This is a genomic window from Streptomyces zinciresistens K42 (genome assembly GCF_000225525.1).
GTDB lineage: Bacteria > Actinomycetota > Actinomycetes > Streptomycetales > Streptomycetaceae > Streptomyces > Streptomyces zinciresistens.
This window is the reverse complement of the sequence record NZ_AGBF01000101.1, coordinates 1-24228: the sequence shown is the minus strand read 5'-3', so window position 1 is coordinate 24228 and position 24228 is coordinate 1. Positions and strand designations below refer to the sequence as shown.

Annotated in this window: 23 protein-coding genes and 1 pseudogene; 7 read left to right on the top strand and 17 right to left on the bottom strand. The window is 73.7% G+C overall.

The window, feature by feature from the left end:
* Positions 1–59 precede the first annotated feature (59 nt).
* Positions 60–320, bottom strand: coding sequence for a hypothetical protein (locus SZN_RS23585; RefSeq protein ID WP_007499428.1), 261 nt, complete (start codon positions 318–320; stop codon positions 60–62).
* A gap of 89 nt (positions 321–409) precedes the next feature.
* Between SZN_RS23585 and SZN_RS23580 the strand changes: the two genes are divergently transcribed.
* Both SZN_RS23580 and SZN_RS23575 read left to right on the top strand, forming a co-directional pair.
* The gene (locus tag SZN_RS23580) at positions 410–871 is read left to right on the top strand and encodes a universal stress protein (protein ID WP_007499426.1); all 462 of its coding nucleotides are present in this window, start codon (positions 410–412) and stop codon (positions 869–871) included.
* A gap of 49 nt (positions 872–920) precedes the next feature.
* Positions 921–1115: a hypothetical protein gene (locus SZN_RS23575; RefSeq protein WP_007499424.1), complete on the top strand. Its 195-nt coding sequence runs from the start codon at positions 921–923 to the stop codon at positions 1113–1115.
* A 13-nt stretch (positions 1116–1128) separates the two neighbouring features.
* Here SZN_RS23575 and SZN_RS23570 read toward each other — a convergent pair whose 3' ends face one another.
* Positions 1129–2274 (bottom strand): CapA family protein, encoded by a 1146-nt coding sequence (locus tag SZN_RS23570; protein WP_043732629.1) that lies wholly within the window; start codon positions 2272–2274, stop codon positions 1129–1131.
* A gap of 211 nt (positions 2275–2485) precedes the next feature.
* Between SZN_RS23570 and SZN_RS23565 the strand changes: the two genes are divergently transcribed.
* The 3 genes from SZN_RS23565 to SZN_RS23555 all read left to right on the top strand — a co-directional run bounded on the left by SZN_RS23565 (position 2486) and on the right by SZN_RS23555 (position 4498).
* Positions 2486–3031 carry a sigma-70 family RNA polymerase sigma factor gene (locus SZN_RS23565; protein WP_007499420.1) on the top strand — a complete coding sequence of 182 codons (546 nt, stop codon included), beginning with the start codon at positions 2486–2488 and terminating at the stop codon, positions 3029–3031.
* A gap of 146 nt (positions 3032–3177) precedes the next feature.
* Positions 3178–3693 (top strand): hypothetical protein, encoded by a 516-nt coding sequence (locus SZN_RS23560; RefSeq protein WP_007499418.1) that lies wholly within the window; start codon positions 3178–3180, stop codon positions 3691–3693.
* 151 nt (positions 3694–3844) lie between these two features.
* On the top strand, positions 3845–4498 hold the full coding sequence (locus SZN_RS23555) for a zf-HC2 domain-containing protein (protein WP_007499416.1): 654 nt from the start codon (positions 3845–3847) through the stop codon (positions 4496–4498).
* A gap of 17 nt (positions 4499–4515) precedes the next feature.
* Here SZN_RS23555 and SZN_RS23550 read toward each other — a convergent pair whose 3' ends face one another.
* The 3 genes from SZN_RS23550 to SZN_RS23540 all read right to left on the bottom strand — a co-directional run bounded on the left by SZN_RS23550 (position 4516) and on the right by SZN_RS23540 (position 7875).
* A complete protein-coding gene (locus SZN_RS23550) occupies positions 4516–5379 on the bottom strand; it encodes an Fpg/Nei family DNA glycosylase (protein WP_007499414.1) in 864 nt (287 codons plus the stop codon).
* A 49-nt stretch (positions 5380–5428) separates the two neighbouring features.
* Positions 5429–7507, bottom strand: a complete 2079-nt coding sequence (locus tag SZN_RS23545) for a SpoIIE family protein phosphatase (RefSeq protein ID WP_043732631.1) — start codon at positions 7505–7507, stop codon at positions 5429–5431.
* A gap of 89 nt (positions 7508–7596) precedes the next feature.
* Positions 7597–7875: a hypothetical protein gene (locus SZN_RS23540; RefSeq protein WP_007499410.1), complete on the bottom strand. Its 279-nt coding sequence runs from the start codon at positions 7873–7875 to the stop codon at positions 7597–7599.
* A gap of 116 nt (positions 7876–7991) precedes the next feature.
* On the opposite strand from SZN_RS23540, the gene SZN_RS23535 reads away from it, so the two are divergent.
* Positions 7992–9413: a lipase maturation factor family protein gene (locus SZN_RS23535; RefSeq protein ID WP_007499408.1), complete on the top strand. Its 1422-nt coding sequence runs from the start codon at positions 7992–7994 to the stop codon at positions 9411–9413.
* Here the strand turns inward: SZN_RS23535 and SZN_RS23530 are convergent.
* From SZN_RS23530 to SZN_RS42760, 6 genes and pseudogenes are all read right to left on the bottom strand, one after another.
* Complete coding sequence (locus SZN_RS23530) at positions 9401–10234, bottom strand: amidohydrolase family protein (RefSeq protein WP_007499407.1); 834 nt, start codon at positions 10232–10234, stop codon at positions 9401–9403. The two genes, SZN_RS23535 and SZN_RS23530, sit on opposite strands and share 13 nt — an antisense overlap.
* On the bottom strand, positions 10231–10545 hold the full coding sequence (locus SZN_RS23525; RefSeq protein WP_007499404.1) for an L-rhamnose mutarotase: 315 nt from the start codon (positions 10543–10545) through the stop codon (positions 10231–10233). Before SZN_RS23525 ends, SZN_RS23530 begins: the two co-directional genes overlap by 4 nt.
* On the bottom strand, positions 10542–11528 hold the full coding sequence (locus tag SZN_RS23520; protein ID WP_007499402.1) for an aldo/keto reductase: 987 nt from the start codon (positions 11526–11528) through the stop codon (positions 10542–10544). The genes SZN_RS23525 and SZN_RS23520 overlap by 4 nt, the downstream gene beginning before the upstream one ends.
* Complete coding sequence (locus tag SZN_RS23515) at positions 11525–12280, bottom strand: SDR family NAD(P)-dependent oxidoreductase (RefSeq protein ID WP_007499400.1); 756 nt, start codon at positions 12278–12280, stop codon at positions 11525–11527. Before SZN_RS23515 ends, SZN_RS23520 begins: the two co-directional genes overlap by 4 nt.
* Positions 12277–13614 (bottom strand): L-fuconate dehydratase, encoded by a 1338-nt coding sequence (locus tag SZN_RS23510; RefSeq protein WP_078508861.1) that lies wholly within the window; start codon positions 13612–13614, stop codon positions 12277–12279. The genes SZN_RS23515 and SZN_RS23510 overlap by 4 nt, the downstream gene beginning before the upstream one ends.
* Positions 13615–13671: 57 nt before the next feature.
* Positions 13672–13788: pseudogene (locus tag SZN_RS42760) on the bottom strand (ABC transporter permease); the annotation flags it as partial.
* Positions 13789–14046: 258 nt separating this feature from the next.
* Between SZN_RS42760 and SZN_RS23500 the strand changes: the two are divergent.
* Entirely contained in the window at positions 14047–14751 is a 705-nt protein-coding gene (locus SZN_RS23500) for a FadR/GntR family transcriptional regulator (protein ID WP_007499394.1), read from the top strand.
* A gap of 58 nt (positions 14752–14809) precedes the next feature.
* Here SZN_RS23500 and SZN_RS23495 read toward each other — a convergent pair whose 3' ends face one another.
* The 6 genes from SZN_RS23495 to SZN_RS23470 all read right to left on the bottom strand — a co-directional run.
* On the bottom strand, positions 14810–17833 hold the full coding sequence (locus SZN_RS23495) for an alpha-mannosidase (protein ID WP_007499392.1): 3024 nt from the start codon (positions 17831–17833) through the stop codon (positions 14810–14812).
* A 36-nt stretch (positions 17834–17869) separates the two neighbouring features.
* Positions 17870–19870: an endo-beta-N-acetylglucosaminidase gene (locus tag SZN_RS23490; protein WP_007499389.1), complete on the bottom strand. Its 2001-nt coding sequence runs from the start codon at positions 19868–19870 to the stop codon at positions 17870–17872.
* Positions 19867–21123, bottom strand: coding sequence for a glycoside hydrolase 5 family protein (locus SZN_RS23485; protein WP_086021428.1), 1257 nt, complete (start codon positions 21121–21123; stop codon positions 19867–19869). Before SZN_RS23485 ends, SZN_RS23490 begins: the two co-directional genes overlap by 4 nt.
* Before the next feature lie 46 nt (positions 21124–21169).
* Positions 21170–22075, bottom strand: a complete 906-nt coding sequence (locus SZN_RS23480; protein WP_007499385.1) for a carbohydrate ABC transporter permease — start codon at positions 22073–22075, stop codon at positions 21170–21172.
* Positions 22072–22986: a carbohydrate ABC transporter permease gene (locus SZN_RS23475; RefSeq protein ID WP_007499383.1), complete on the bottom strand. Its 915-nt coding sequence runs from the start codon at positions 22984–22986 to the stop codon at positions 22072–22074. Before SZN_RS23475 ends, SZN_RS23480 begins: the two co-directional genes overlap by 4 nt.
* A gap of 6 nt (positions 22987–22992) precedes the next feature.
* Positions 22993–24228: ABC transporter substrate-binding protein (locus SZN_RS23470; protein WP_007499381.1), on the bottom strand; the 1236-nt coding region annotated here is incomplete at its 5' end.

The following is a 24228-nucleotide window of genomic DNA, read 5'->3' as shown; positions in this document are numbered from 1 at the left end:
AGCAGCGCGCGGCGTCGGGTGAGCAGACGGGGGGGCAGCTGATCCTTCGTCATGACTCATCAGTCGCCCGGCCGGGGACCGGCGCACCAGTGCGGCACCGCTACGGGCGCACGAAAACACCCGCCCGGCGCATCCGGGCGGGCGTGTGCGACGACGGGGCGCGGGGCGACGCGCAGCGGCGGGATCAGCGCCCGCAGGGCGCAGAGCAGTCCGAAGGCGCCGACGGAGACCGCGAAGCCCTGGGGCACCCCGCCGAGCAGGCGTTGGCCGGGCGGCCGGGCCGGGCCCGTCGCGCGGGGCGCGTGCGCGGTGGCACTCATGTTCCGGCTCCAGGAAGCCCCCGGCGCCCCCGCCCGCCGGGCGTCCCCGCCCCGCGGGGCGGTCCGCGGCGTCCGATAGCCTCCCTGCCGTGACGCAACAGCACCAGCACCGGTTCGAGCGGGGCACGGACGGTCCCAAGGTCGTCGTGGTCGGCGTGGACGGCTCCGACTCCTCGCTGCGGGCGGCCGCCTACGCGGGCGGGCTGGCCCGGCGGCAGAACGCGCTGCTCGCCCTCGTGTACGTGCAGCCGGCGCTGACGGCGGGCGCGGCGCTCGGGGCACCGGTGGCGGAGACGACCGACGAGATCGCCGAGGACCTGATCGCGCAGATCCGGGAGGCGACCGAGCGGGTCAGGGGGATATTCGACGTGCGCTGGGAGTTCCACACGTTCCGGGGCGACCCGTACAGCGGTCTGGTGCAGGCCGCCGACGACCTCAAGGCGGACGCGGTGGTGGTGGGCGCCTCGGAGCAGGCGGGCCACCGCATCGTCGGCTCGGTGGCGGTGCGGCTGGTCAAGGCGGGGCGCTGGCCGGTGACGGTGGTGCCGTAGAACGACCGTCCCGGCGTCCGCCCGCGGCGAAGGACCGGAGCGGGGCTGGGTGGAACGCGTCGCGAACCCCGCGCACCGGCGCTCCTCACCGGTGCGGCCGACGGCCGCGGGCACCGCGGTGCCCGCCCGGGAGGACACCCTGAACCGCCGGGTGGGCGGGGCGCCGACCGACGCCGAGGTGCGGGCGTGCGTACGGGTGCCGACCGGGGTGGTGCGCACCATCGCGCACGTCGGCGCCGGCTGACGGAGGCCGCGCCCTACTCCCCCATCTCCAGTCCGTCGCCGCCCGCGCCGCGGCTGAGCACGACGTCCCGGATGCGGTCGCGCACGCCGCGCAGGTCCGCCCCCTCGGCGATGGCCCGGTTGAGGTTGACCACGCGGCCGGCGTCGATGTCGAAGAGCTGCGGCACGAACTCCGCCCTGGACACCTCCCAGCGGCCGCCCTTCGCGCGCGGCGGGGTGAAGGTGAAGCGGGCGATCGTGGACTCGTTGCCGCGGGGGTCCTGCACGCCCTGCTGGTTGTACATCGCGCCGGCGATCTGGTCGCCCATGCCGTACACCACCCAGGTGCCGTTGACCTTCTCGTACGCCTGCGGGACATGGGCGTGGGTGCCGAGGATCAGGTCGATGTCGGGGCGGTCGCCGGTGCGCGAGGCGGTCAGCTCGCGGGCCAGCGCCTGCTGCCGCTGGTCGGGGGCGTCCTGCCATTCGGTCCCCCAGTGCGTCGACACCACGACCACGTCGGCGCCGGCCCTGCGGGCGGCGCGCGCGTCCGCCACGATCCGCTTCCTGTCGGCCAGGCTGACGGCCCAGGGCTGGCCGGGGGGCAGCGGGGAGTCCTCGACGCCGTAGGTGTAGGCGAGGTGCGCGACCTTGGCGCGGCCCGCGCGCAGGACCGTCACGGTCCTCGACTCGCCCTCGGCGCGCGCCGTCCCCGCGTGCTTGACCCTGGCCCGGTCGAGCGCGTTCAGGGTGCGCAGGATGCCGCCGGCCCCGTCGTCCAGGCTGTGGTCGGAGGCGGTGGAGCAGCTGTCGTACCCGGTCGCGGCGAGCGCCTTGGCCACCTCCGGCGGCGACTTGAACAGGGGGGAGCCGGTGTAGTCGCCGTTCTCCCCGTAGACGGTCTCCATGTGGCACAGCGCCAGGTCCGCGCGGGAGACCACGGACTGGGCCCCGGCGAACATCGGGCGGAAGTCGTAGCCGCTGCCGCCCGCGTCGAAGCGCGCGCGGTCGATGACGGAGGTGTGCGGCAGGACGTCGCCGGAGGCGACGAGCGTGAAGCCGCGAGGACCCGCGGAGGGGGCGGCCCGCCCCGAGACGTCGCGGTTGTGCGCCTGGCAGGCGGCTCCTGCGGCGAGGAAGGCTGTGACAGCGATGGCCACAAGCCGACTGCGTGCGATCATCAGCTCACCCCTTGTGGTCGTATATACGCATCAAATAGGTACGAAATGGGGCAGGCTCGCAAACAATTCCGCCACTTCTATTAGCCCGTCCGCGCAGCCGCACAGGCGGAAGGGACCGTTCACCGAACCGTTCACCGACGCGATCGACCGTCCGCCGCAGACCCGTGCGCATGTCCTGTCCCGTGAGCGGCGCCTGCGGTGACATACGGCCATGACGGCCGGAATCACCCTGACGAACGGGACGACCGCCGAGCACGAGCTCGCCGCACTGCAGCGGGAGCACGGCCGGCCCCTCTTCGCCCTCCTGCTCCGGCTCTGCGACGGCGACCGCCAGCGCGCCGAGGACCTGGTGCAGGAGACGCTCGTACGGGCCTGGCAGCATCCCGAGGCCCTGCGCGCCGACGACTTCGACTCCGTACGGCCCTGGCTGATGACCGTCGGCCGGCGGCTCGCGATCGACGCCCGGCGGGCGCGCCAGGCACGGCCGCCGGAGGTCGGCGACGCCGTCCTGGAGAACGCCCGGGTGATGTCCGACCACGCCGAGCGGGCCGCCGCGGCACTGGACGTGCGCGAGGCTGTGAAGACACTCACTCCCGAGCACCGTGACGTCCTGGTGCTCGTGTACTTCCGAGGGGCGAGTGTGGCGGAAGCCGCCCAGACCCTCGGAATTCCGCCCGGTACGGTGAAGTCCCGCGCCTACTACGCGTTGCGGGCCCTGCGCCGGGTGCTTCCGGGTTATGCGGCCGACCTGCGGTGAAACCGACGGTTTGGTCAAACCTCCGTAAAGCGCCTTGCTGAACACCCCGGTTGAGTAATCGGCTGTCCCCATCCGTGTTCCGGACGGGGCCTGGGCCCCGCGGCCCCGGGTAGGGCGACGCACTCACCGGAGGAAGGCAGGAAGGGATGCTGCACAGAGGTCAAGAGAGCACGGACGGTACCGGCGGCGGTGAACTCACCGTCCCCATGGCGTGGTTGTACGCCGAGTACATCGCGGACGAACTGCTGCGCACCGGCGATCTGATGCCGCCGACGTCCTTCGAGTTCCGCGCCGGGCGCGACGCCCTGGCGCTGACCGTCTTCCTGTCCGACACCGACGGCGAGCTGTCCGGCATCCGGGTCGTCACCCAGCTGGAGACCTGGCTGTCGCTGACGGCCTACGACCAGCCGTGGCAGGGCTGGGTGCACGAGCGGCTGGCGCAGCTCGCCTCGCGCGCCGCCGCCTCCGCGGCGCCGGACCCCGATCTGCGGCTGGCGGAGGCGGCCTGGCGCTGGCTGCGGGAGACCGAGCTGCTCGCGCCCGATCTGAACGCCGTGCCCGGCGGCGGCGTACCGGTCGGTGAGGACGAGGGGCCGAAGGTCTGGACACCCGCGTGGCAGCTGGGACTGCCGCTCGGGCACCTCGCCATCCATCTTTTCTGAGTTCTTCCTCTCAGGGACCAATCCTCGGCACCGACCGCTCCGAATCCCCTGGTTGCGATTCTCCGCGCGGCTTGAGTGATTCGACCGTCCGGTGCGTACCAGTGGGCGCACGGAGTAACACACCCCGCACCCAACGGCACGAGGATTCGGCATGAGGTCCCTGGAGAGGCATCGCGACGTCGCCGCGTACGCGCTCGGCGTGCTGACCGAGGCGGAGGCGTTCCGCTTCGAGGACCACCTCATGGAGTGCCCGCGCTGCGCGGCACACGTGACCGAGTTCGGGCCCGTGACACGCCAGTTGCTGCTGTACCGGCGCTCCACGCCCCGTTTCGCGCACCCCCTGGCCACGCCCGGCCCCCAGCTGCTGAACCGGCTCCTGGAGACGGTGGCCACCCGCCACCGGGCCCGCCGCAGGCGCGCCCTGTACGCGGTGGCCGCCTCGGCGGTGATCGCCCTCGGCGGGCCCGGGGTGGCACTCATGGCGGGCGGCGGGGAGCGGCCGGTGCGGACCGTGCAGGCGACGGACCCGGCATCGGGGGTGTGGGCGCAGGTCACCAGCGCCGACGAGGCGTACGGCAGCCAGGTGGAGCTGAAGGTCAGGGACGGCGCGGGACCGCGCTCGTGCCGGCTGATCGCGGTCGGCCGGGACGGCACGGAGGAGACGGTGACCAGCTGGTCCGCGACCCCCCGCGACGCCCGGCAGAACACCATGACGGGGTCCTCGGCGATGCGCGGCGGGGAGATCGCGCGCTACGAGGTGCGCACGACCGAGGGCGAGCGCCTGGTGACGCTGCTGCCCCGGTAGGTGTGGGAGCGGTCCCGCTACCGGAGCAGGCGGGACAGCCGGCGGTCGGCCAGCGGCCGGCCGCCCGTCTGGCAGGTCGGGCAGTACTGGAGGGAGGAGTCGCTGAAGGACACCTCCCGGATGGTGTCGGCGCACACGGGGCAGGGTTCACCGGTGCGCCCGTGGACGCGCAGGCCGCTCTTCTTCTCCGCCTTCAGCCGCCCTGCGGCGATCCCCCGCGCGCGTTCGACCGCCTCGGTGAGGGTGGTGCGCAGCGCCTCGTGGAGCCGCGCGGTCTCCTCCGGTGTCAGGGAGGACGCCGGCTTGAAGGGCGACAGCCGCGCGGCGTGCAGGATCTCGTCGCTGTAGGCGTTGCCCACGCCGGCCAGCAGGCTCTGGTCGCGCAGGGCGCCCTTGAGGCGCCGGCGCTCGTCCTTCAGCAGGGCCGCGAGGCGCGCGGTGCCGAAGTCCTCGGCGAGCGGGTCGGGGCCGAGCCGGGCCACACCCGGGACCTGCCCCGGATCGCGGACCACGTACACCGCGAGGCGCTTCTGCGTGCCGGCCTCCGTCAGGTCGAAGCCGGCACCGGTCTCCAGGGCGACGCGCAGCGCGAGCGGCCCCCTGCCGGGGCGGGGCATGCCGCTGGGCAGGCGGTCCCGCCACGTCAGCCAGCCCGCGCGGGCCAGATGGGTCACCAGGTGCGGGCCGCCGGCCGTCTCCAGGTCCAGGAACTTGCCGTACCGGTGCACGGCCCTCACGCGGTGCCCCTCCAGGGCGGTGACCGGCGGGTCGTACGTCTTCAGGACGCTGACGGCGACGGGCAGCACCCGCACGACCTCGTGTCCGGCCAGGTGCTCGGTGAGGAAGTCCTTGAGCGCTTCGACCTCGGGGAGTTCCGGCATACGTCCAGGGTGCCACCCGGGGCCGGCGGCGCCCCGGCGGCGGGGGCCGTCAGGGCGGCCGCTCGGTGACCGGGAACTCGCACCACACCGCCTTGCCGCCGCCGCGCGCCTCCACGCCCCACACGTCGGTGAGCAGATCGACCAGGAGCAGCCCCCGGCCGGAGACCCCGGACTCCCCCGCCTCGCGGCGGCGCGGCAGGGCGCTGGAGGAGTCCTCGACCTCGACGCGCAGGCGGCGCTCGGGGGCGGCGAGCACCCTGAGGGTCACCACGGCGGAGCCCTCGGTGTGCATCAGGGCGTTGGTGATCAGCTCGTCGGCGACCAGTTCGACCTCGTCGGCCCGGTCGGCGGCGCCCCACGCGAGGACCGCGGCCCGGATCATGTGCCGGGCCGCGGTGAGCGCCTCCGGGTCGCCGGGCGCGACATGCTGCTGGAGGCGCCCGCCGGCCTGCGGCGTGTCCGGGGCCCGGCGGCGCAGCAGGAGCAGGGCCACGTCGTCGTCGCCGCCGCGCTCCTCGGCCACGTCGATGAGCAGGTCCGCGAGACCCCGCACGTCAGGGGGGCCGCCGGCGATGAGCGCGGTGAGGTTGCGCATCCCGTCGTCCAGGTCGGTGCCGGGCTGCTCGACCAGGCCGTCGGTGCACAGCAGGAGGGTGTGGTCGGAGTCCAGTTCGAGGGTGCCGACGGGGTACGCGAGCCGGCCGAACTCGGCGGACAGGCCCAGCGGCAGCCCGCCCTCGACCCGGACCCGGCGGCAGGCGCCGCCGGGCTCCCTGATCAGCGGGTCGATGTGCCCGGCCCGCACGACCTGCACCACCCCGGTGGTGAGGTCGGCCTCGGCGTACAGGCAGGTGGCGAAGCGGTCGGTGTCCAGTTCGTGCAGGAAGACGGAGGCGCGGGCCATGACCGCGGCGGGGGTGTGGCCCTCGGCGGCGTAGGCGCGCAGCACGATGCGCAGCTGGCCCATCACGGCCGCGGCGTGCGTGTCGTGGCCCTGGACGTCGCCGATGACGGCGCCGACCCGGCCGCCCGGCAGCGGGATCAGGTCGTACCAGTCGCCGCCGATGTCCCGGCCCAGGGAGGCGGAGCGGTAGCGCACGGCGACGTCGGCGCCGGGCACGCTGGGGATGGTGCGCGGGAGCATGGCCTGCTGCAGGCCGGTGGCGAGGTCCTTCTCCTGCTCGTAGAGCATGGCCCGCTGCAGGCTCTGGGCGATGCTGCTGCCGAGGGCGAGGAGCACGTTGCGGTCCTCGGCGGAGAATCCGCCCCGGTTGCTGTAGAGCAGGCCGAGGGCGCCGATCGGCCGGGCCTGGGCGATCAGCGGCATGTAGGCGGCGGCGGTGATGTTCAGGCCGGTGATGTGCGGCCACAGGACCGGGTAGCCGGCGGCGAACTCCTCCGGCGACTCGATGAAGCGGGGGCTGAGGGTCCGTACGACCTCGCTCATCGGGTACTGCTCGTCGATCCGGGTGACCAGGGTGCCGGGCACGAAGCTGCCCGCGGGGCCCTCGGCGACCAGCCGGATGCGGCCGGCCTCGACCAGGCCCATCACGAGGCTGGTGGCGCCGAGATGGGTGAGGCCGTGGGTGTCCTTGAGGACGTCGATGACGTCCTGGACGGTGCGGGCGTGGGCGAGGGCGGCCGTGGTGAGCTGGACGACGCTGGTCTGCTGGCGGCGGGCCTCGTCCTCGGCGGGCTGTTCGAGGCGCTCCTCGCTCTCGGCGAGCTCGTCGGTGGCGTCGCGGACGAGGCCGATGATGCGGCGCGGCCGTCCGGTCCCGTCGCGGCGGATGTGGCCCTGGGTGTGGGTCCAGCGCATGGTGCCGTCGCGGCGGCGGATGCGGAAGTAGGTGCCGTAGTGGTCGCTGCCGTCCTTCAGCGCCTGGGAGACCAGGCCGTCCAGCCGGAAGCCCTCGGGGGCCGGGACCCGGACCGCGAGGGTCTCGGGGCGGCCGTCGTACTCGTCGGGGCGCAGGTCGAAGACCTCGTGGGCCTGGGCGTCCAGGTGGAACAGCCCGTTGTCCAGGTCCCAGTCGAAGCTGCCCATGCGGTGGAGCGCCAGGATCGGATCCGGGTGGAGGGGCCAGTCGTCCGGGAGTGACGGGGCGCTCGCTCCCCGATCAGCCATGCGCCCACCTTGCCAGGGTTCGCCGGATTCCTCGACCGGGGCGGCGATCTCCCCGGGCCGCCGCGGGGCCGGGCGCTCCCCGGCGCCGGTCATCCGCCGAAGAGGTCGGTGGGGCTGCCGAAGACGCTGTCGGAGGCGTCCGGGCGGGCCGGGGCGCGCGGGTCCGCCGCCCGTCCGCCCGGGACCAGCCCGGCGGCCGGGCCGGCCGTGCGGGAGCCGGTGGCGCCGGCGGACCGGTCGGGCGGGCCCTGGGGGGTCGCCGTGTCCGCACCGTCACCGCAGCTCGCGACGAGGACCGCGGCCGACAGGGCGCAGGCCGTGACGATGGCTCGGGTCGTTCTCCGCACCTCGTCCTCCTGCTGCTCCATCGGCGTTTCGCCCTCCATTGTCTGCTTCGCCTGCCCGGGTTACGCAAGCGGAGAGGTGGTATACGGACAGTCACCGGCGCCGGGTGGCGCGACACTGGGAGAGGAGGGGTTCGGCCGTGGACTGGTTCGTCGCACCCGAGTACGCCACGAGCCGGCTGGTCTTCCAGCGGGCGCTGGCCGGCGTGTACCTCGTCGCGTTCCTCTCGGCGGCCCTGCAGTTCCGGGCGCTGCTGGGGCGGCGGGGTCTGCTGCCGGTGCCGCGGTTCGTCGCGCGGGTGCCGTTCCGGTCCGCCCCGAGCCTGTTCCAGCTCCACTACTCGGACCGGTTCTTCGCCGGGTGCGCGTGGGCGGGCTGCGCGCTCTCGGCGGGACTGCTGGCCGGGGTGGACTCCCTGGTGCCGCTGTGGGGCGCGATGCTGCTGTGGCTGGTGCCGTGGCTGCTGTACCTGTCGATCGTCAACGTCGGGCAGACCTGGTACGCGTTCGGCTGGGAGTCGCTGCTGCTGGAGGTGGGCTTCCTGGCGGTGCTGCTCGGCAACGACGAGGCGGCGCCGCCCGTCGTGGTGCTGTTCCTGCTGCGCTGGGTCCTGTTCCGCGTCGAGTTCGGCGCCGGTCTGATCAAGATGCGCGGCGACGCCTGCTGGCGGAGGCTGACCTGCCTGGACCACCATCACGAGACCCAGCCGATGCCGGGCCCGCTGAGCTGGTTCTTCCACCGGCTGCCCCGGCCGCTGCACCGGGTCGAGGCGGCCGCCAACCACGTCACCCAACTCGTGGTGCCGTTCTTCCTGTTCGCCCCGCAGCCGGTCGCGACGGCCGCCGCGTCGCTGATGATCGTCACCCAGCTGTGGCTGGTGCTGTCGGGCAACTTCTCCTGGCTGAACTGGATCACCGTGGTGCTCGCGCTGTCGGCGGTGGCGTTCCCGGCCGGTCCGCGGCCCGTCGCGGACGCGCCCGTGTGGTACCGGGTGGTGGTGCTCGCGGTGGCCGCGGTGCTGGTGTGCCTCAGCTACCGCCCGGTCGCCAACATGGTCTCCCGCCGGCAGGTCATGAACCGCTCCTTCGACCCGCTGCACCTGGTCAACACCTACGGCGCGTTCGGCAGCGTCAGCCGGGTCCGCTACGAGGTGGTCATCGAGGGCACGGCCGACGACGTACCGCGCGAGGAGGCGCACTGGCGGGCCTACGAGTTCAGGGGCAAGCCCGGCGATCCGCGGCGCTGGCCGCGCCAGTTCGCGCCCTACCATCTGCGGCTGGACTGGCTGATGTGGTTCGCGGCCCTGTCCCCCGCGTACGCCGGACCCTGGTTCGGCACGCTGGTGGAACGGCTCCTGGAGAACGACCGCGCCACGCTCGCTCTGCTGCGCCGCTCGCCGTTCCCGCCGAACGCCCCGCCGCGCTACGTCCGCGCCCGGCTGTTCCGCTACCGGTACACGACGTGGCGCGAACTGCGGGAGACGGGCGCGTGCTGGGAGCGGACGTATGTGCGGGAGTATCTGCCGCCCACGCGGCTGAGCGGTGCCGCTCAGAGGCCGTAGACGCGGGTGGCCGTCGCCGCGAGGACCTGGTCGCGGTCGGCGGCGCCGATCAGGTCGCGGGTCACCGCGAGCACGTCGCCGTACGAGGCGGCCAGGGTGCACACCGGCCAGTCCGAGCCGAACATCGTGCGCCGCGGGCCGAAGGCGTCGAGGACCACGTCGGCGTACGGGCGCAGGTCGTCCGGCGTCCACGCGGCGGGGTCGGCCTCGGTGAGCATCCCGGAGAGCTTGCAGACGGTGTTGGGGAGCGCGGCGAGGGCCCGGACGTCGCGGGCCCAGGGTTCGAGGACCCCGGCCGCGACGGGTGGTTTGCCCAGGTGGTCCAGGACGAAGGTGAGCCCGGGGTGCGCGGCCGCCGCCCGTGCGCAGGCGGGCAGTTGGCGGGGCAGGACCACCAGGTCGTGGACGAGCCCCGCGTCCGCGACGGCGGCGAGCCCGCGGTGCACGTCGGGGCGCAGCAGCCACTCGGGGTCGCTCTCGCCCTGGACCTGGTGGCGGATGCCCCTGAGGTGGTGCCCGCCGGGCAGTTCGCGCAGGCGGGCCAGTTCGTCGGCGACGCCGGGGCGGGTGAGGTCCGTCCAGCCGACGACGCCCGCGACCGTCTCGTACCGGTCGGCGAGGGCCAGCAGTTCGGGGGTCTCCTCGGCGACGGTCACCGTCTGGACCAGGACGGTGCGCGCCACGCCGGCCGCGCGGGCCTCGGGGATCAGGTCGTCGACCGTGAAGTTCCGTCGCAGCGGGGCGAGTCCGGGCGCGGCGAGCCAGTCCTGGCCGCGCACCGAGAGGTCCCAGACGTGGTGGTGGGCGTCGACGACCGTCACGGCAGCTCCCAGACGACGGGCAGTGCGGCGTCCGCGCCCTCGCGGGAGTAGTCGTGCACCACGTCCAGCAGTTCGGCCATCCGGGCCTGCCAGGCCGTGTTGACCGGCAGCTGGTCCAGCTCGGCCAGCAGACGGCCGTAGTCCGCGCACTCCAGGACGTGGAACAGGTCGGTGCCGCTGCGCCAGATCGTCCACGACGTGGCGCCCGCGGCGCGGATGGCGGCGGTGAGTTCCTCGGGGACCTCGCGGTGCGCGGCCTCGTAGGCGTCGACGCGGTCCGCGCGGACCTTGGTGTGCAGGGCGACTCTCATGGAGACTCCTCGGCGGGGACGGGGGCGTCCGGGGCGAGCAGTCCGTCCGCGCGCAGCTCCTGCCAGAAGGCGGCGGGCACGGGCGCGGTGAACTGCCGGGCGCAGTCGGTGACCTCGGCCGCCGAGCGCGCGCCCACCAGGACGCTCGCGACCGCCGGGTGGGCGGCGCAGAACGCGAGGGCGGCGGCGCGCAGGGTGGTGCCGTGGCGGTGCGCGACCGACCGGAGGTGCCGTGCGCGCTCCAGCGGACCGGGCGGCGCGGCGGTGTAGTTGTAGGTGGCGCCCGCTCTCGGGTCGGCCAGGAGACCGGAGTTGAAGGCGCCGCCGATCACGACGGAGGTGCCGCGGGCCTCGGCGGCGGGCAGCAGGTCGCTCAGGGCGCCCTGGTCGAGCAGGGTGTAGCGGCCGGCGCACAGCACCACGTCGACGTCGGTGTCGCGCACGAGGCGGGTGAGCAGCGGCGTCTGGTTCATGCCGGCGCCGATCGCGCGCACGACACCTTCGGAGCGCAGCCGCTCCAGCGCGGGATAGCCCTCCCGCAGCGCCCACTCGGCGTGGTCGTCGGGGTCGTGGAGATAGACGACGTCGACGTGGTCGAGGCCGAGCCGCTCCAGGGCGGCCTCCAGGGTGCGGCGGACGCCGTCGGCGCCGAAGTCCCAGACGCGGCGGTGGTCGGCCGGGACGGCGAAGCCGTTGGCGAGGTCGTCGCCGCCCGCGTCCGACGGCTCCAGGCGGCGGCCCACCTTGGTGGAGAGGGTGTACTGCGCGCGGGGGCGCTCGCGCAGGGCGGCGCCGAGCCGGCGTTCGGACAGGCCGAGGCCGTAGTGCGGGGCGGTGTCGAAGTAGCGGATGCCGCTCTGCCAGGCCGCGTCCACCGCGTCCCGCGCCTGCCGTTCGCCGACCTCGGTGTAGAGGTTGCCGATGCCGGCGGCGCCGAAGGCCAGGGCGCTGACGGGGACGCCGCTGCGGCCGAGCCGCCTCACCGGGCCGCCGGGCGCAGCCGCAGGCCCTGCATGCCGCCGTCCACGGCGAGGGAGGTGCCGGTGACCGCGCCCGACAGGGGGCTCGCCAGGTAGGCGACGGCCGCGGCGACTTCGGCGGCCCGGACGAGGCGGCCGGTGGGCTGGCGGGCCTGGAGGGCGGCGCGTTCGGCGGCCGGGTCGGGGGCCGCGTCCAGCAGCCGGCCCACCCAGGGCGTGTCCACGGTGCCGGGGTTGACGCAGCTGACGCGGATGCCCTCGCGGACGTGGTCGGCGGCCATGGCGAGGGTGAGCGCGTACACGGCGCCCTTGGTGGCGCTGTACAGCGCGCGCTGGGGCAGCCCGGCCGTCGCCGCGACGGAGCAGGTGTTGACGATCGCCGCGTGGGAGGAGCGGCGCAGCGCGGGCAGCGCGGCGCGCGCGACCCGGACCATGCCGACGACGTTGACGTCCATGACCCGGTGCCACTCGGCGTCGTCGTTGTCCTCGACGGTGCCCTGGGCGCCGACGCCCGCGTTGTTGACGAGGATGTCGAGCCCGCCGAGTGCGGCGGCGGCGTCCGCGACGGCCGCGCGCACGGAGGCGTCGTCGGTGACGTCGGCGCGGTGAGCGAGCAGCGGCTCGCCGACGGACGAGACGTCCAGGTCGAGGACGGCGACCCGGGCGCCGCGCGCGGCGAGGAGTTCGGCCGTCGCCCGGCCGATGCCGGAGGCGCCGCCCGTCACCAGGGCCCTCAGACCCTCGAAGTCACTCATGCCGCGTGTCCCTTCTTCGTCCGCTCCTCGCGGTCGGCGGCCCAGAAGGCGCCGTCCGGGTAGGTGTACCGGGCGATGGACCCGGGCCGCATGGCGGCCGAGAAGCCGGGCGCGGCGGGTGCCGTGTAGTGCCCCCGCCGGATCACCACGGGGTCGAGGAAGTGGTCGTGGAGGTGGTCGACGTACTCGATGACGCGGTCCTCGGTGGTGCCGGTGACGGCGACGTAGTCGTACATCGACAGGTGCTGGACGAGTTCGCACAGGCCGACACCGCCCGCGTGCGGGCAGACGGGGACGCCGAACTTGGCGGCGAGCAGCAGCACGGCGAGGTTCTCGTTGACGCCGCCGACGCGGGCGGCGTCGATCTGGACGACGTCGAGCGCCCCGGCCTGCAGGAGCTGTTTGAACACGACCCGGTTCTGGACGTGTTCGCCCGTGGCGACCTTCACCGGGGCGACGGCCTCGCGGATCGCGGCGTGGCCGAGGACGTCGTCGGGGCTCGTGGGCTCCTCGATCCAGTACGGGTCGAACTCGGCGAGTGCCCTGGTCCAGCGGATCGCCTCGGCGACGTCCCAGCGCTGGTTGGCGTCGATCGCGAGGCGGACACCGGGGCCGACGACGGACCGGGCGACCCGGCAGCGCCGTACGTCGTCCTCCAGGTCGGCGCCGACCTTCAGCTTGATCTGGGTGAAGCCGTCGGCGACGGCCTCGGCGGCGAGCCTGCCGAGCTTGTCGTCGTCGTAGCCGAGCCAGCCGGCCGAGGTGGTGTAGGCCGGGTAGCCGCGCTCGCGCAGCAGCCCGGCGCGCTCGGCGGCGCCCTCGCGGCCCCGGCGCAGGAGGGCCAGCGCCTCCTGCGGGGTGAGGGCGTCGGTGAGGTAGCGGAAGTCGATCTGGCGGACGATCCACTCGGGTTCGGCGTCGGCGAGCAGTTGCCACAGGGGTTTGCCCGCGCGTTTGGCGGCGAGGTCCCACACGGCGTTCACGACCGCGCCGATCGCCATGTGCATCACGCCCTTCTCGGGGCCGAGCCAGCGCAGTTGGCTGTCGCCGATCAGGTCGCGGTTGAGGGTCCCCGGATCCGCGCACAGCTCCCGCACGGACCGGCCGACGACATGGGCGCGCAGGGCCTCGATCGCGGCGACCTGCACCTCGTTGCCCCGTCCGATGGTGAAGGTGAACCCGTGGCCCTCGTGGCCGTCGGCGTCGTCGGTGCGCAGGACGACGTACGCCGCCGAGTAGTCGGGGTCGGGGTTCATCGCGTCGGAGCCGTCGAGTTCGCGCGAGGTGGGGAAGCGGATGTCGTGGGTGTCGACCGCGGTGACGCGGCTGTGCATGCCGGGGGCCTGGGACACTGAAGTCCTTTCCGTGGAGGGGCGGTTGACCGGCGGGGGTCAGTCCTGGGCCCGGCCCGTCGTGACCCGGGCGGTCATGAGGGCGACCAGGAAGACTCCTCCGTGGACGGCCTGGATCCGCAACGAGGGGACCCGGGCGGGGGTGAGCGGGTTCCGCGGACCCGGCCGACGCGGTGCCGTTCTGGACCTGTTCTGCTTCCCCGCTGTCGTGCCGGGCATCTGGCGGCTCCTCGTTGAGCGGGTTCGAGCACGTGGGTCGAGCGGATGACCGCATATTTATCAGACCACTTCGCCGTCACAACACCCTCCGGAGGCAAGTTTTCGGCATTTCGAGCCGTAGTGGTCGGACCAACCTGGTGATTACACTGCGGCTCATCGGGTGCCCGCAGGCACCCGCAGGACGGGAGGAACGGCGTGGAGGACGAGACGGCCCCGCAGAAGGGCACCGTGACGCAGCGCGCCATCGAGCAGATCAAGGCGATGATCGCGCAGGGGCGGCTGGAACCGGGCCAGCGGCTGCCGCCCGAGCGTGACCTCGCGGCGGGGCTCGGCATCTCCCGCAGCTCGATGCGGGAGGCGATCCGCGCGCTGACGGTGCTCGGGGTGCTGGAGGCCCGGCACGGCTCCGGGATCTACGTCACCCAGCTGGAGGCCGGCGATCTGCTGGAGACCTTCGGGGTGGTCGCCGACCTCTCGCGGGGACCGCGGCTGGTGGAACTCCTGGAGGTGCGGCGGGTCCTGGAGTCGACGGCGACCGCGCTGGCGGCGGCGCGCATCACACCGGACCAGCTGGCGCAGGTGGAGAAGCACCTCACCGCGATGAACGCCACCGACGACCCGGAGGAGATCCTCGCCCACGACCTCGCGTTCCACCGGGTGATCGCGGGCGCCGCGGGCAACGGCACCATGGCCGCGATCCTGGAGGGCCTGTCCTCGCGCACCTTCCGCGCCCGTGTCTGGCGCGGCTACCAGGAGGAGGGCGCCTTCGCCCGGACCCGCCGGGAGCACGCCGCGATCCACCGCGCGCTCGTCGCCCACGACCCCGAGGCGGCGCGGGTCGCCGCGGCGGCCCATGTGGGCGAGGTCGAGGAGTGGCTGCGGGCCCGGCTGCGCGAGTGAGCCCGCGGCGGGACCGGGCCGCGCGAGGGACCGGCCCGCCCGTGCGCCCGCCGCCGGTTCAGTGCGCCCCGGCCCGCTGCAGCCGCAGCGTCACCAGCTCGAACGGCCGCAGCCGCAGCGCCACTTCACGGCCCGACCAGCGGGGCGCCTCGGGCAGCGCCCGCTCCAGCAGGTCGGTGGCCGCGACGTCGGCGACCTCGAAGCCGGCGGTCAGTGTGGCCCGTACCCGGCCGCCGTGGGCCTCGTGGAGCCGGACCACCACGTCGCCGCTGCCGTCGTCGGCGAGCTTGACGGCGGTGACCACGACGGCGTCCCGGTCCACCGCCACCAGCGGAGCCACCTCCCCGGCGCCGGTCAGGCGCCGCTCGGGCAGGTTGATCCGCCAGCCCTCGCGCACCGCGTCCCCGACGCCCGCGCCCGGCACCAGGGCGTGCCGGAAGCGGTGGACGCCCTGGTCGGTCTCGGGGTCAGGGAAGCGCGGGGCGCGCAGCAGGGAGGCCCGGACGGTGGTGGTCGTGCCGGGGTGGCCGCCGGTGCGGACCGTGCGGGTCACGTCGTGGCCGTACGTCGAGTCGTTGACGACGGCGACGCCCCAGCCCGGCTCCGCCGCGTGGACGAAGCGGTGGTTGCACGCCTCGAACTTGGCCGCCTCCCAGCTGGTGTTGGTGTGGGTGGGCCGGTGGAAGTGCCCGAACTGGGTTTCGGACGCGTACCGTTCGGCGTGCACGTCGAGCGGGAAGGCCAGCTTCAGGAACTTCTCCGTCTCGTGCCAGTCGACCTCCGTGTCGAAGACAAGCCGCCGCTCCCCCGGTGCCAGGGACAGCAGCTGGGTGACGCGGGAGCCGCCGAAGGACCGCGTGATCCGCACCGAGCCGCCGTCCTCGCCCGGGGCGAGTTCGTCGACGCCGGTCAGGTCGGTCCCGGTGTGCCGGTAGAACGCGTCGACGTCCCAGGCGTCCCACATGTTGGGGAAGTCGGGGTGCAGTTGGAGCAGTCCGGCGGCGAGCCCCGGGGCGACGGTCTCGCGGTCGGCCCCGATGTCGAACGCCGAGACCACCAGGCCCCGTTCGTCGATCTCCACCCGCAGCAGGCCGTTGTCGAGGACGAAGCCGCCGCCGGGCCGCCCTGTGCGGTGCGTGGTGCCCTCGGCGGCCGGGGTGCCGGCGCCGCCCGCGGGGACGCCGTCACGCGCGTGCGGGGCGCCGTTGAAGACGAGGCCGGTGGTGCCCTCGCCCGCCAGGGCGCGCTGGGCGGCGTCGACGATCACGGTCAGCTCGTCGGCGAGGCGGGCGTAGGCGGCGCGTGCCTCGCGGTGCACCCAGGCGATGGACGAGCCGGGCAGGATGTCGTGGAACTGGTGCAGCAGGACCGTCTTCCAGATCCGGTCCAGCTCCTCGTAGGGGTAGGGGAACCCGGTGCGCACGGCGGCCGTCGCGGCCCACAGCTCGGCCTCGCGCAGCAGGTGCTCGCTGCGGCGGTTGCCCTGCTTGGTCCCGGCCTGGCTGGTGAGCGTGGCGCGGTGGAGTTCGAGGTAGAGCTCGCCCACCCAGACGGGCGGTTCGGGGTACTCGGCCTCGGCCTTCTCGAAGAAGGCCCGCGGGCTCTCCCAGACGACGGTCGCCGAGCCCTCCAGGTCCCGCAGCCGGGCCGCCTTGGCGATCATCTCGCGGGTGGTGCCGCCGCCTCCGTCGCCCCAGCCGGTGGGCGCCAGCGAGTGCCGGGCGGCGCCCTTGTCCTTGAAGTTGCGGGCCGCGTGCGCGATCTCAGCGCCCTTCATGGAGCAGTTGTAGGTGTCGACGGGCGGGAAGTGGGTGAAGATCCGGGTGCCGTCGATGCCCTCCCAGCGGAAGGTGTGGTGCGGGAACGTGTTGGTCTGGCTCCAGGAGATCTTCTGCGTGAGCAGCCACTTGGAGCCGGCCGCCTTGATGATCTGCGGGAGTCCGGCGGCGAAGCCGAAGGTGTCGGGCAGCCACGCCTCCTCGTTCTCGACGCCGAACTCGTCGAGGAAGAAGCGCTTCCCGTGCACGAACTGGCGTGCCATCGCCTCCGATCCGGGCATGTTGGTGTCCGACTCCACCCACATGCCGCCCGCGGGCACGAACCGGCCGTCGGCGACCGCCTTCTTCACCCGCGCCCACACCTCGGGCCGGTGCTCCTTGACCCAGGCCCACTGCTGGGCCTGGGACATGGCGAAGACGAAGTCGGGCTCGTCCGCGAGCAGGGCGGTCATGTTGGCGGTCGTGCGGGCCACCTTGCGCACGGTCTCGCGCAGTGGCCACAGCCACGCCGAGTCGATGTGCGCGTGCCCGACGGCGCTGACGCGGTGCGCGGAGGGGACCGCGGGGGCGGCGAGCACCCCGGCCAGGGCCTCGCGGGCCCGTGCCGCGGTGCCGCCCACGTCCTGGAGGTCGAGGGCGTCGAGCGCGCGCTCCACCGCCCGCAGGACGTCCCAGCGCCGCGCGGACTCCACCGGCAGCTCGGCCATCAGCTCGCCGAGCACCTCCAGGTCGAGGACCAGCTCCCACACGGTCTCGTCGAGGACTGCGAGGTCCATGCGGGCAAGGGTGTACTGGGGTGCGCTGCCGGCGGTCTCCTTGTCGCCCAACCGGGTGGGCAGGAAGGGGTGGTAGTCGAGGATGACCGGGTTGGAGGCGGCCTCGACGTGCAGCCGCACCTCCTCGCCGCCCGCCACCGGGGCGCCGACGCGCACCCACTGGTTGCGCGGGTTGAGGCCCTTCACCGGCGTGCCGTCGGGCCGGTAGACCAGCCCCTCGCACTGGAAGCCGGGCATGTTCTCGTCGAAGCCGAGGTCGAGCAGGGCCTCGACGGTCCGGCCCGCCCACCGCTCCGGCACGGTCCCGGTGACCCGGAACCAGCTGGTGCCCCAGGGAGCACCCCACCGGGCGCCCACCTCGATCGGCTCGGGTACGGCGGCGAGCCCCTCCTCGACCGGCACGGGCTCGCCGGGGGCGTGCCACACGGCCACGTCCAGCGGCACCGACTCGGGGTACACGGCGGGGCGGACGCGCTCGTCCAGGACGCGCTTGAGGCGGGCTTCGACCAGGTTGCGGTCGTCATGCATGCGGGGTGCTCCGTAGGTAGGTCGTCCGGCGGATGGTTACCAGCGGTGGGTGACGGTCACGGGGGCCGACGTGGTGTACAGCTCCCCTACGGCGCGCAGTTCGAACCGTGCCTCGCTCTCGCCCTGTTCGGGCCGCAGTCCGCCGGCGAAGAACGCGGGCTGGCAGGTGCCGCCGAGGAAGCGCCGGGTGCCGTCGGGCAGGAGGCGGTGCAGGGTGTGGTGGCGTACGCCGTCGCGGGCGGGGTTCCAGGCGAGGCGCAGATCGCCGCCCGAGGCCGCGGTGATCCGCAGGCCGGAGGGCGCCGGCGGGGTCGGTGCGGCGTCGCGCACGGCGACACCGCCGAGCCGCCAGCGCAGCTCGGCTCCGCCGGCCCCGGTGAGCCGGACGCCGATCGCGCGCACGGTGCCGGTCAGGCCGGTGAGCCGTACGGTCGCGGTCCGCCAGCCGCCGCCGGAGCCGACCGGGAAGTAGGTGTACGGCGGTGTGGCGCCCGGTGTGTCGGGATCGCCCGTGGCCACGGCCAGTTCGACGGTGACCGGGCCCGCGTCGGTGCGGTGGGTCAGCTCGACGACGGTGCCGGAGGTCAGCGGCAGCCGGGTCGCGTACACGTCCAGGACGGCCGGACGGTCCAGCGCGCCGGTGACGAGCACGCTGCTCCCGCCGTGCCAGGCGTCCGCGAAGTCGAAGGCGACGGAGGGGCGTTGTCCGTCGGTGTGCACGACCCAGCGGCGCGACGGCAGCCGGTCCTGGAGGCCCAGCTGGTTCCAGGGCGCGTCCGACGTCACCTGCCCGTCCTCGTACCAGCGCAGCCCGTGCCCGGTGTTGAAGACGCTCGCGAACGGCAGGGAGGCGACCGTCGACCGGTCGGCGACCGACACGGCCGGTGCCCGCCAGGGGTCGGTGGTGTCGGGCCGTGCGGGGTCCAGCGAACGGCCGGTCCAGAAGCGGTCGTCGGCGGCGTGGAAGCCGCCCGGTGTCCTGCCGTCCGCCGGCAGGTGGTTGCGGGTCCACTCGGGCCGGTAGAAGCCGAGCGAGACGACGTGGGCCTTGTCGCGGGGCACGAGGGCGTCCCAGTCCACGGAGGAGTTCCAGCCGTTGGACTCGACGTCGACTCCGGCGCGCAACTGGTAGCGGTCGCGGCCGAGTTGACCGGCACGCCGGCCGGACGCGGCGAGCTTGGCGGCGGTCCAGCGGAAGTCGACGAACATGTCGTCGGCGTTCTGGAAGAACGGCTCGTTCTGGGAGTTGAGGGCGCCCTGCCAGCTCACGGTGCCGTTGACGGTCATCGAGTCGTACCAGGTGATCCGCTGTCCCGCCGTCCGGGCCAGCGAGGTGAGCTCGCGCAGGAAGCCGAGCATGTCGGTGCCGAGGGCGGTGTTCCCGCCGCCGGTCTCGGCGTTGACGAACCACCCGTCGAAGCCGTAGGCCGCCGCGACCGCCACCAGCCGGGCGGCCAGCGGATACCGTCCGGCCGCGTCCTTGCGGACCAGGTCGCGGGTCCACTGCAACTGGCCCCCGTAGGCGGCCGGCGGCAGGAAGACGTTGCCGAGGACGCGGACGCCGTGGCGGTGGGCGGCGTCCACGACCGGCGCGTTCGGCGCGAGGATCAGCCCCTCGCCGGAGGAGCCGCCCCAGAACACCAGCTCGTCGATGTACGCCCAGTGGGTGAGGGCGTAGTAGTCGGCCGTCGCCGAGCCCTGCGAGGGGTTGCCCGCGGTGGGCCCGAAGGACACCAGGGACTGGATGCGGGCCTGGTCGGCGCGGGCGGTCGGGTTGGCCGGGGCCGGGGTGAAGCGCGCGGCGAGCGGCACGGTGGAGGCGTTGAAGGCGAGGTCGGCGTCGTCGGCCGCCCGCCAGGACGTCAGACTGCGCCAGGTGATCCCGGCGCCCGGGGAGCCGGCGGGCAGCGAGTCCGGGTACCAGTAGGAGGCGTACGGCTGGAGGGCGGCGGCGCGGGGCGCGGCGAGCGCCGGGACGGCGGGGGTGAGGGCGGCGGCTGCGCCGGCGAGCAGGACGGTGCGTCTGGTGGGGTTCACGAGCGGGTGCCTCCGTGTGGGGTGGGGAGTACCTGATCGGGTGTGACGACCTCGGTGATGCCGCGTGCCGTGAGGTGTGCGCGGTCGGCGGCGCGGCTGTCGAGGACGGTGGTGGGGCGGGCGCCGTCGGCGACGAGCCGGAAGTAGGCGTCGTAGACGGGGCCGCCGGGGGCGCAGCGCGAGCGGACGGCCGGGTCGGCGGGGACGGCCAGGGCGGTGGTGCGCGGCTCCGGTGTCCGCCGCTCCCGGCGGGCCGCGCGCTCCAGGACGCGGGCGCTGTCCTTGGGGACGCGGTCGTTGGTGAGCAGGCCGAGCCCGTATTCGAGGGCGGGGAAGTCGGCGAGGTCGCGGGAGACGTCGTGGGAGCACCACCAGGTGATGCCCCACAGGTCGGGGCAGTCCAGCGCGGCCGCGACGGTCGCCTCGGTGAAGGCGGCGGCGTGCTCGGGCGGGACCAGGGGGGCGGGGGCGCCGACCTCCTGGAGCCACACGGGCCGGTGCGGGTCCTCGGCCCATGCCTTGCTCAGTTCCACGAGGTAGGCGGCGTGGTGCTCGGTGGGGACGGCGGTACGGCCGTGGCGCTGGGCGGTGCCGTTGAAGACCCAGGAGTGCACGGCGGTCATCGCGCCGTGCCGGGCGGCCTGTCCGGGGGTGAAGGGCTGGTCGTCCTGGTACCAGGTGGCGTCGTACTCGGCGTGCACGTGCAGCCGCCCGGGGGCGCCCTCCTCGCAGGCCGCGAGGAGCCGGGCGAGCCAGCGGTCGATCTCGGCCTCGGTGGCCCGGTCGGGGTCGGGGTGCGGTCCGGCCGAGAACTGGTTGACCTCGTTGCCGAGCGTCATGCCGAGGAAGTGGGGCCGGCCGGCCAGGGCGGCGGCGAGGGTGCGCAGGTAGGCGGCCTGGCCCTCGACGACGTCCGGGTCGGTGAAGAGGTTGCGGCGGTGCCAGGTGCGGGTCCAGGCCGGGAGGAAGTCGAAGCTGCTCACGTGGCCCTGCAGAGCGTCCACGGTGACGTCGAGACCGCGTTCGCCCGCGGCGTCGACGAGTTGGACGAGCTGTTCGACCGCCCGGGGGCGGATCAGGGCGCGGTTGGGCTGGAAGTACGGCCACAGCGGGAAGACCCGGATGTGGTCCAGGCCCAGCGCGGCGATGGAGTCGAGGTCGGCGCGCACGGAGTCGAGGTCGAAGTCGAGCCAGTGGTGGAACCACCCTTCGCTCGGGGTGTAGTTGACGCCGAAGCGCACGGCAGCAGGCATACGGGTCCTTGTGACGGAGGTGCGGGGCGGGGCTCTCGCCGTGCGGTCAGCCCTTGACGGCGCCCTCGCCGACACCGCGGAAGAAGTACCGCTGGAGGCAGGCGAACAGGGCGATCAGCGGCGCGACGGCGATGATCGTGCCGGCGGCGACGAGGCGTTCGTCGTTGGCGAAGGTGCCGTGCAGGTAGTTGAGGCCGATGGTGAGGGTGAACCGGGACGGGTCGCTGAGCACGATGAGCGGCCACAGGAAGTCGTCCCAGGCGCCCATGAACGCGAAGATGGCGACGACCGCGAGGGTGCCCTTGACGGACGGGACGGCGATGCGCAGGAACCGCTGCCAGACGTTGGCGCCGTCGATGTAGGCCGCCTCCTCGATCTCGTAGGGCAGGTTGAGGAAGGCGTTGCGCATGAGCAGCACGTTCAGGGCGCTGACGGAGCCGGGGAGCACGACCCCGACGAGGGTGTTGTTCAGGCCGAGTTCCCGCATGGTCGTGAACTGGGCGATGATGATGCCCTCGACGGGCACGAGCATCGCCAGGATGAAGGCGAGGGTGGCCGCGCGGCGGCCGCGGTAGCGCAGCCGGGCCAGGGCGTAGCCGGCGAGCGCCGCGCCGGCGCAGTTGGTGACGACGTTGGCGACGGCGACCTTCAGCGAGTTGAGGGCGTAGTCCCAGACGGGGATGGTGTCGGCGACCCGCGTGTAGTTGCCGAGGGTGGGGTCCTTCGGCAGGAACGTCGGCGGGGAGCTGAAGATGTCCTCGGTGGGGCCCTTGAGCGAGGTCGACAGCTGCCACAGGAACGGCCCGACGGTGAGCGCGAGGACACCGAGCAGGAGCAGGTAGCGCAGGGCGAGTTCCCCGACCCGGACGCGGCGGCCGTGCTCGTCGGTGACGCGGGGCCCGCGCGGGGCGGCCGGCCGGGGCGCGGGCGGTGCCTTCCGGAGGACGCTCACGGCTCCTCCCTGCGGTCGGCGCGCAGCACGAGCAGCATCAGGACGACGGTGACGGCGAAGACGACGACGGAGAGGGCCGACGCGTAGCCGACGCGGCCGGTGAGGCCGGTGCCGGTGCGCTGGACGAGCATGACGAGGGTGGTGTCCTCGCCCGCCGGGCCGCCGCTGGGGCCCGCCATCAGGTACACCTCGGAGAACACCTTGAAGGCGGCGACCGAGGAGAGCGCGCCGACCAGGACCATCGTGGAGCGCACGGCGGGCACGGTGACCGTGAGGAAGCGGCGCACCGCGCCGGCGCCGTCGACGGCCGCGGCCTCGTGCAGTTCGCGGGGCACGCTGGCGAGTGCCGCGAGATAGATGATCATGTAGTAGCCGAGGCCCTTCCAGACCGTCACGGCCATGGCGCTCAGCAGGAGCAGCCACTGGTCGCTGAGGAAGCCGACGCGGCCGATCCCGACCGTCTCCAGCAGGGAGTTCACCAGGCCGCGCTCGTCCAGCAGCCAGACCCAGATCAGTCCGACGACGACGATCGAGGCGACGACCGGGGTGTAGAAGGCGGAGCGGAAGAAGGTGATGCCGGGGATGTTCTTCTGCACCAGCAGCGCGAGCAGCAGCGGCAGGACGACGAGGGCGGGGACCACGCCGAGGACGTAGAGCGTGCTGTTGCGCAGCCCGGTCCAGAACATGTCGTCGTTGAGCAGCTCGCGGAAGTTGGCGAGGCCGACGAAGCGGCCCGGGACCAGGGTCCGGCGGTCGGTGAAGGCGTTGACGAGGGTGGAGACGAACGGGTACAGGACGAACGTGCCGATGATCAGCAGGCCCGGGGCGGCGAACAGCCAGGGGCTGGCGGGGAGTTGGCGGCGCACCGGGCCGGCGGGGCGCCGCGCCCGGGAGACGGTCGTACCGGCCATCGTGCGCTATCCCCGCTGCCGGAGCAGCTTGTCGCAGGCCGCGACAGCGTTGTCGAGGGCCTGCCGGGGGCTCTGCCTGCCCTGCAACGCCTTCGCCACCTCGTTGCGCAGCGCCGTCTTCATCTGCTCGCTGAACAGCACGGGCGTGTAGTTGACCGCGTTCTTCAGCGACTTGGCGGCGGCGACGCGCACCCGGGTCTCGTCGGTGCCGTCCTCCTCGGTGAAGTAGGGGTCGTCCAGGGAGCCGGCGGTGCTGGGGAAGATCGCGACCTTCTTGGCGAACGACATCTGGCGCTCGGCGTCGGTGACGAAGGCGGCGAAGGCCACCGCGGCCGGAGTGCGCTCGGTCCGCGCGTTGACCATCACGCCCATCACGTACATGTTGGCGGAGCCGGTGCTGGTGATCTGGTCGGTGATGCCGATGTTCTCGTACAGGTTCGGCGCCTGCTTCCTGAAGTTGCCGAGGTCGAGCGCGCTGCCGGGGTTCATGGCGACGGCACCGGTGAGGAACTTCCTTCCGGACGACTCGGGGGTGGCGGTCAGCGCCTGCGGGTCCAGCGCCTTGGCGTCGTACAACTCCTTGTACTTGGTGAGGAGTTCGACTCCCTTGGCGTCGTTGAAGGAGAAGGCGGTGCCCTTCTCGTTCATGAGGGCGACGCCGTAGCGGCCGAAGTCCTCGATGGTGGGGACGTTGGCGAGGGTGGCGACCTTGCCGTCGGTCGCCTTCGCCATCTTCAGGGCGGCGTCGAAGACCTCGCCGTAGGTCTTCGGGGGCCGCTCGGGGTCCAGGCCCGCCTTCTCGAAGAGGGTCTTGTTGTAGAAGAGCGGTCCGGTGTTGAGGTACCAGGGGAAGGCGTAGGTGCCCGTCATGCCCGGTATCCGGTGGCTGGCCCAGGCGCCCGCCAGGTACTGCTTCCGGTACTTCGCGGCGGCCTTGTCGAGGTCGAGCGCGAGACCGGCCCCGGCGAGCGGGGCGACGAGGTCCGGGGAGACGTTGACGACGTCGGGGAGCGTGCCGCCGGCCGCGTCGGCGCTGATCTTGTCGGCGTAGCCCTCGGCGGGCTGGTCGATCCACTTGACGTTCGTGCCGGGGTACTTCTTCTCGAAGTCGGCGATCACTCCGTCGAAGTAGTCCTTGAAGTTGGCGCGCAGGTTCCAGGTCTGGAAGGTGATGTCGCCCTCGACCTTGCCGGAGGCGTCGGCCGGGCCGCCGCCGCCCCCTCCGGAACCGCAGGCGCTGAG

Excerpts from the sequence above, each read along its gene's own strand:
- SZN_RS23585 (WP_007499428.1), bottom strand. The coding sequence starts at position 320 with ATGAGTGCCACCGCGCACGCGCCCCGCGCGACGGGCCCGGCCCGGCCG.
- SZN_RS23570 (WP_043732629.1), bottom strand. The coding sequence starts at position 2,274 with ATGATCGCACGCAGTCGGCTTGTGGCCATCGCTGTCACAGCCTTCCTC.
- SZN_RS23565 (WP_007499420.1), top strand. The coding sequence starts at position 2,486 with ATGACGGCCGGAATCACCCTGACGAACGGGACGACCGCCGAGCACGAG.
- SZN_RS23560 (WP_007499418.1), top strand. The coding sequence starts at position 3,178 with ATGCTGCACAGAGGTCAAGAGAGCACGGACGGTACCGGCGGCGGTGAA.
- SZN_RS23555 (WP_007499416.1), top strand. The coding sequence starts at position 3,845 with ATGAGGTCCCTGGAGAGGCATCGCGACGTCGCCGCGTACGCGCTCGGC.
- SZN_RS23550 (WP_007499414.1), bottom strand. The coding sequence starts at position 5,379 with ATGCCGGAACTCCCCGAGGTCGAAGCGCTCAAGGACTTCCTCACCGAG.
- SZN_RS23545 (WP_043732631.1), bottom strand. The coding sequence starts at position 7,507 with ATGGCTGATCGGGGAGCGAGCGCCCCGTCACTCCCGGACGACTGGCCC.
- SZN_RS23540 (WP_007499410.1), bottom strand. The coding sequence starts at position 7,875 with ATGGAGCAGCAGGAGGACGAGGTGCGGAGAACGACCCGAGCCATCGTC.
- SZN_RS23525 (WP_007499404.1), bottom strand. The coding sequence starts at position 10,545 with ATGAGAGTCGCCCTGCACACCAAGGTCCGCGCGGACCGCGTCGACGCC.
- SZN_RS23515 (WP_007499400.1), bottom strand. The coding sequence starts at position 12,280 with ATGAGTGACTTCGAGGGTCTGAGGGCCCTGGTGACGGGCGGCGCCTCC.
- SZN_RS23510 (WP_078508861.1), bottom strand. The coding sequence starts at position 13,614 with ATGCACAGCCGCGTCACCGCGGTCGACACCCACGACATCCGCTTCCCC.
- SZN_RS23495 (WP_007499392.1), bottom strand. The coding sequence starts at position 17,833 with ATGCATGACGACCGCAACCTGGTCGAAGCCCGCCTCAAGCGCGTCCTG.
- SZN_RS23485 (WP_086021428.1), bottom strand. The coding sequence starts at position 21,123 with ATGCCTGCTGCCGTGCGCTTCGGCGTCAACTACACCCCGAGCGAAGGG.
- SZN_RS23475 (WP_007499383.1), bottom strand. The coding sequence starts at position 22,986 with ATGGCCGGTACGACCGTCTCCCGGGCGCGGCGCCCCGCCGGCCCGGTG.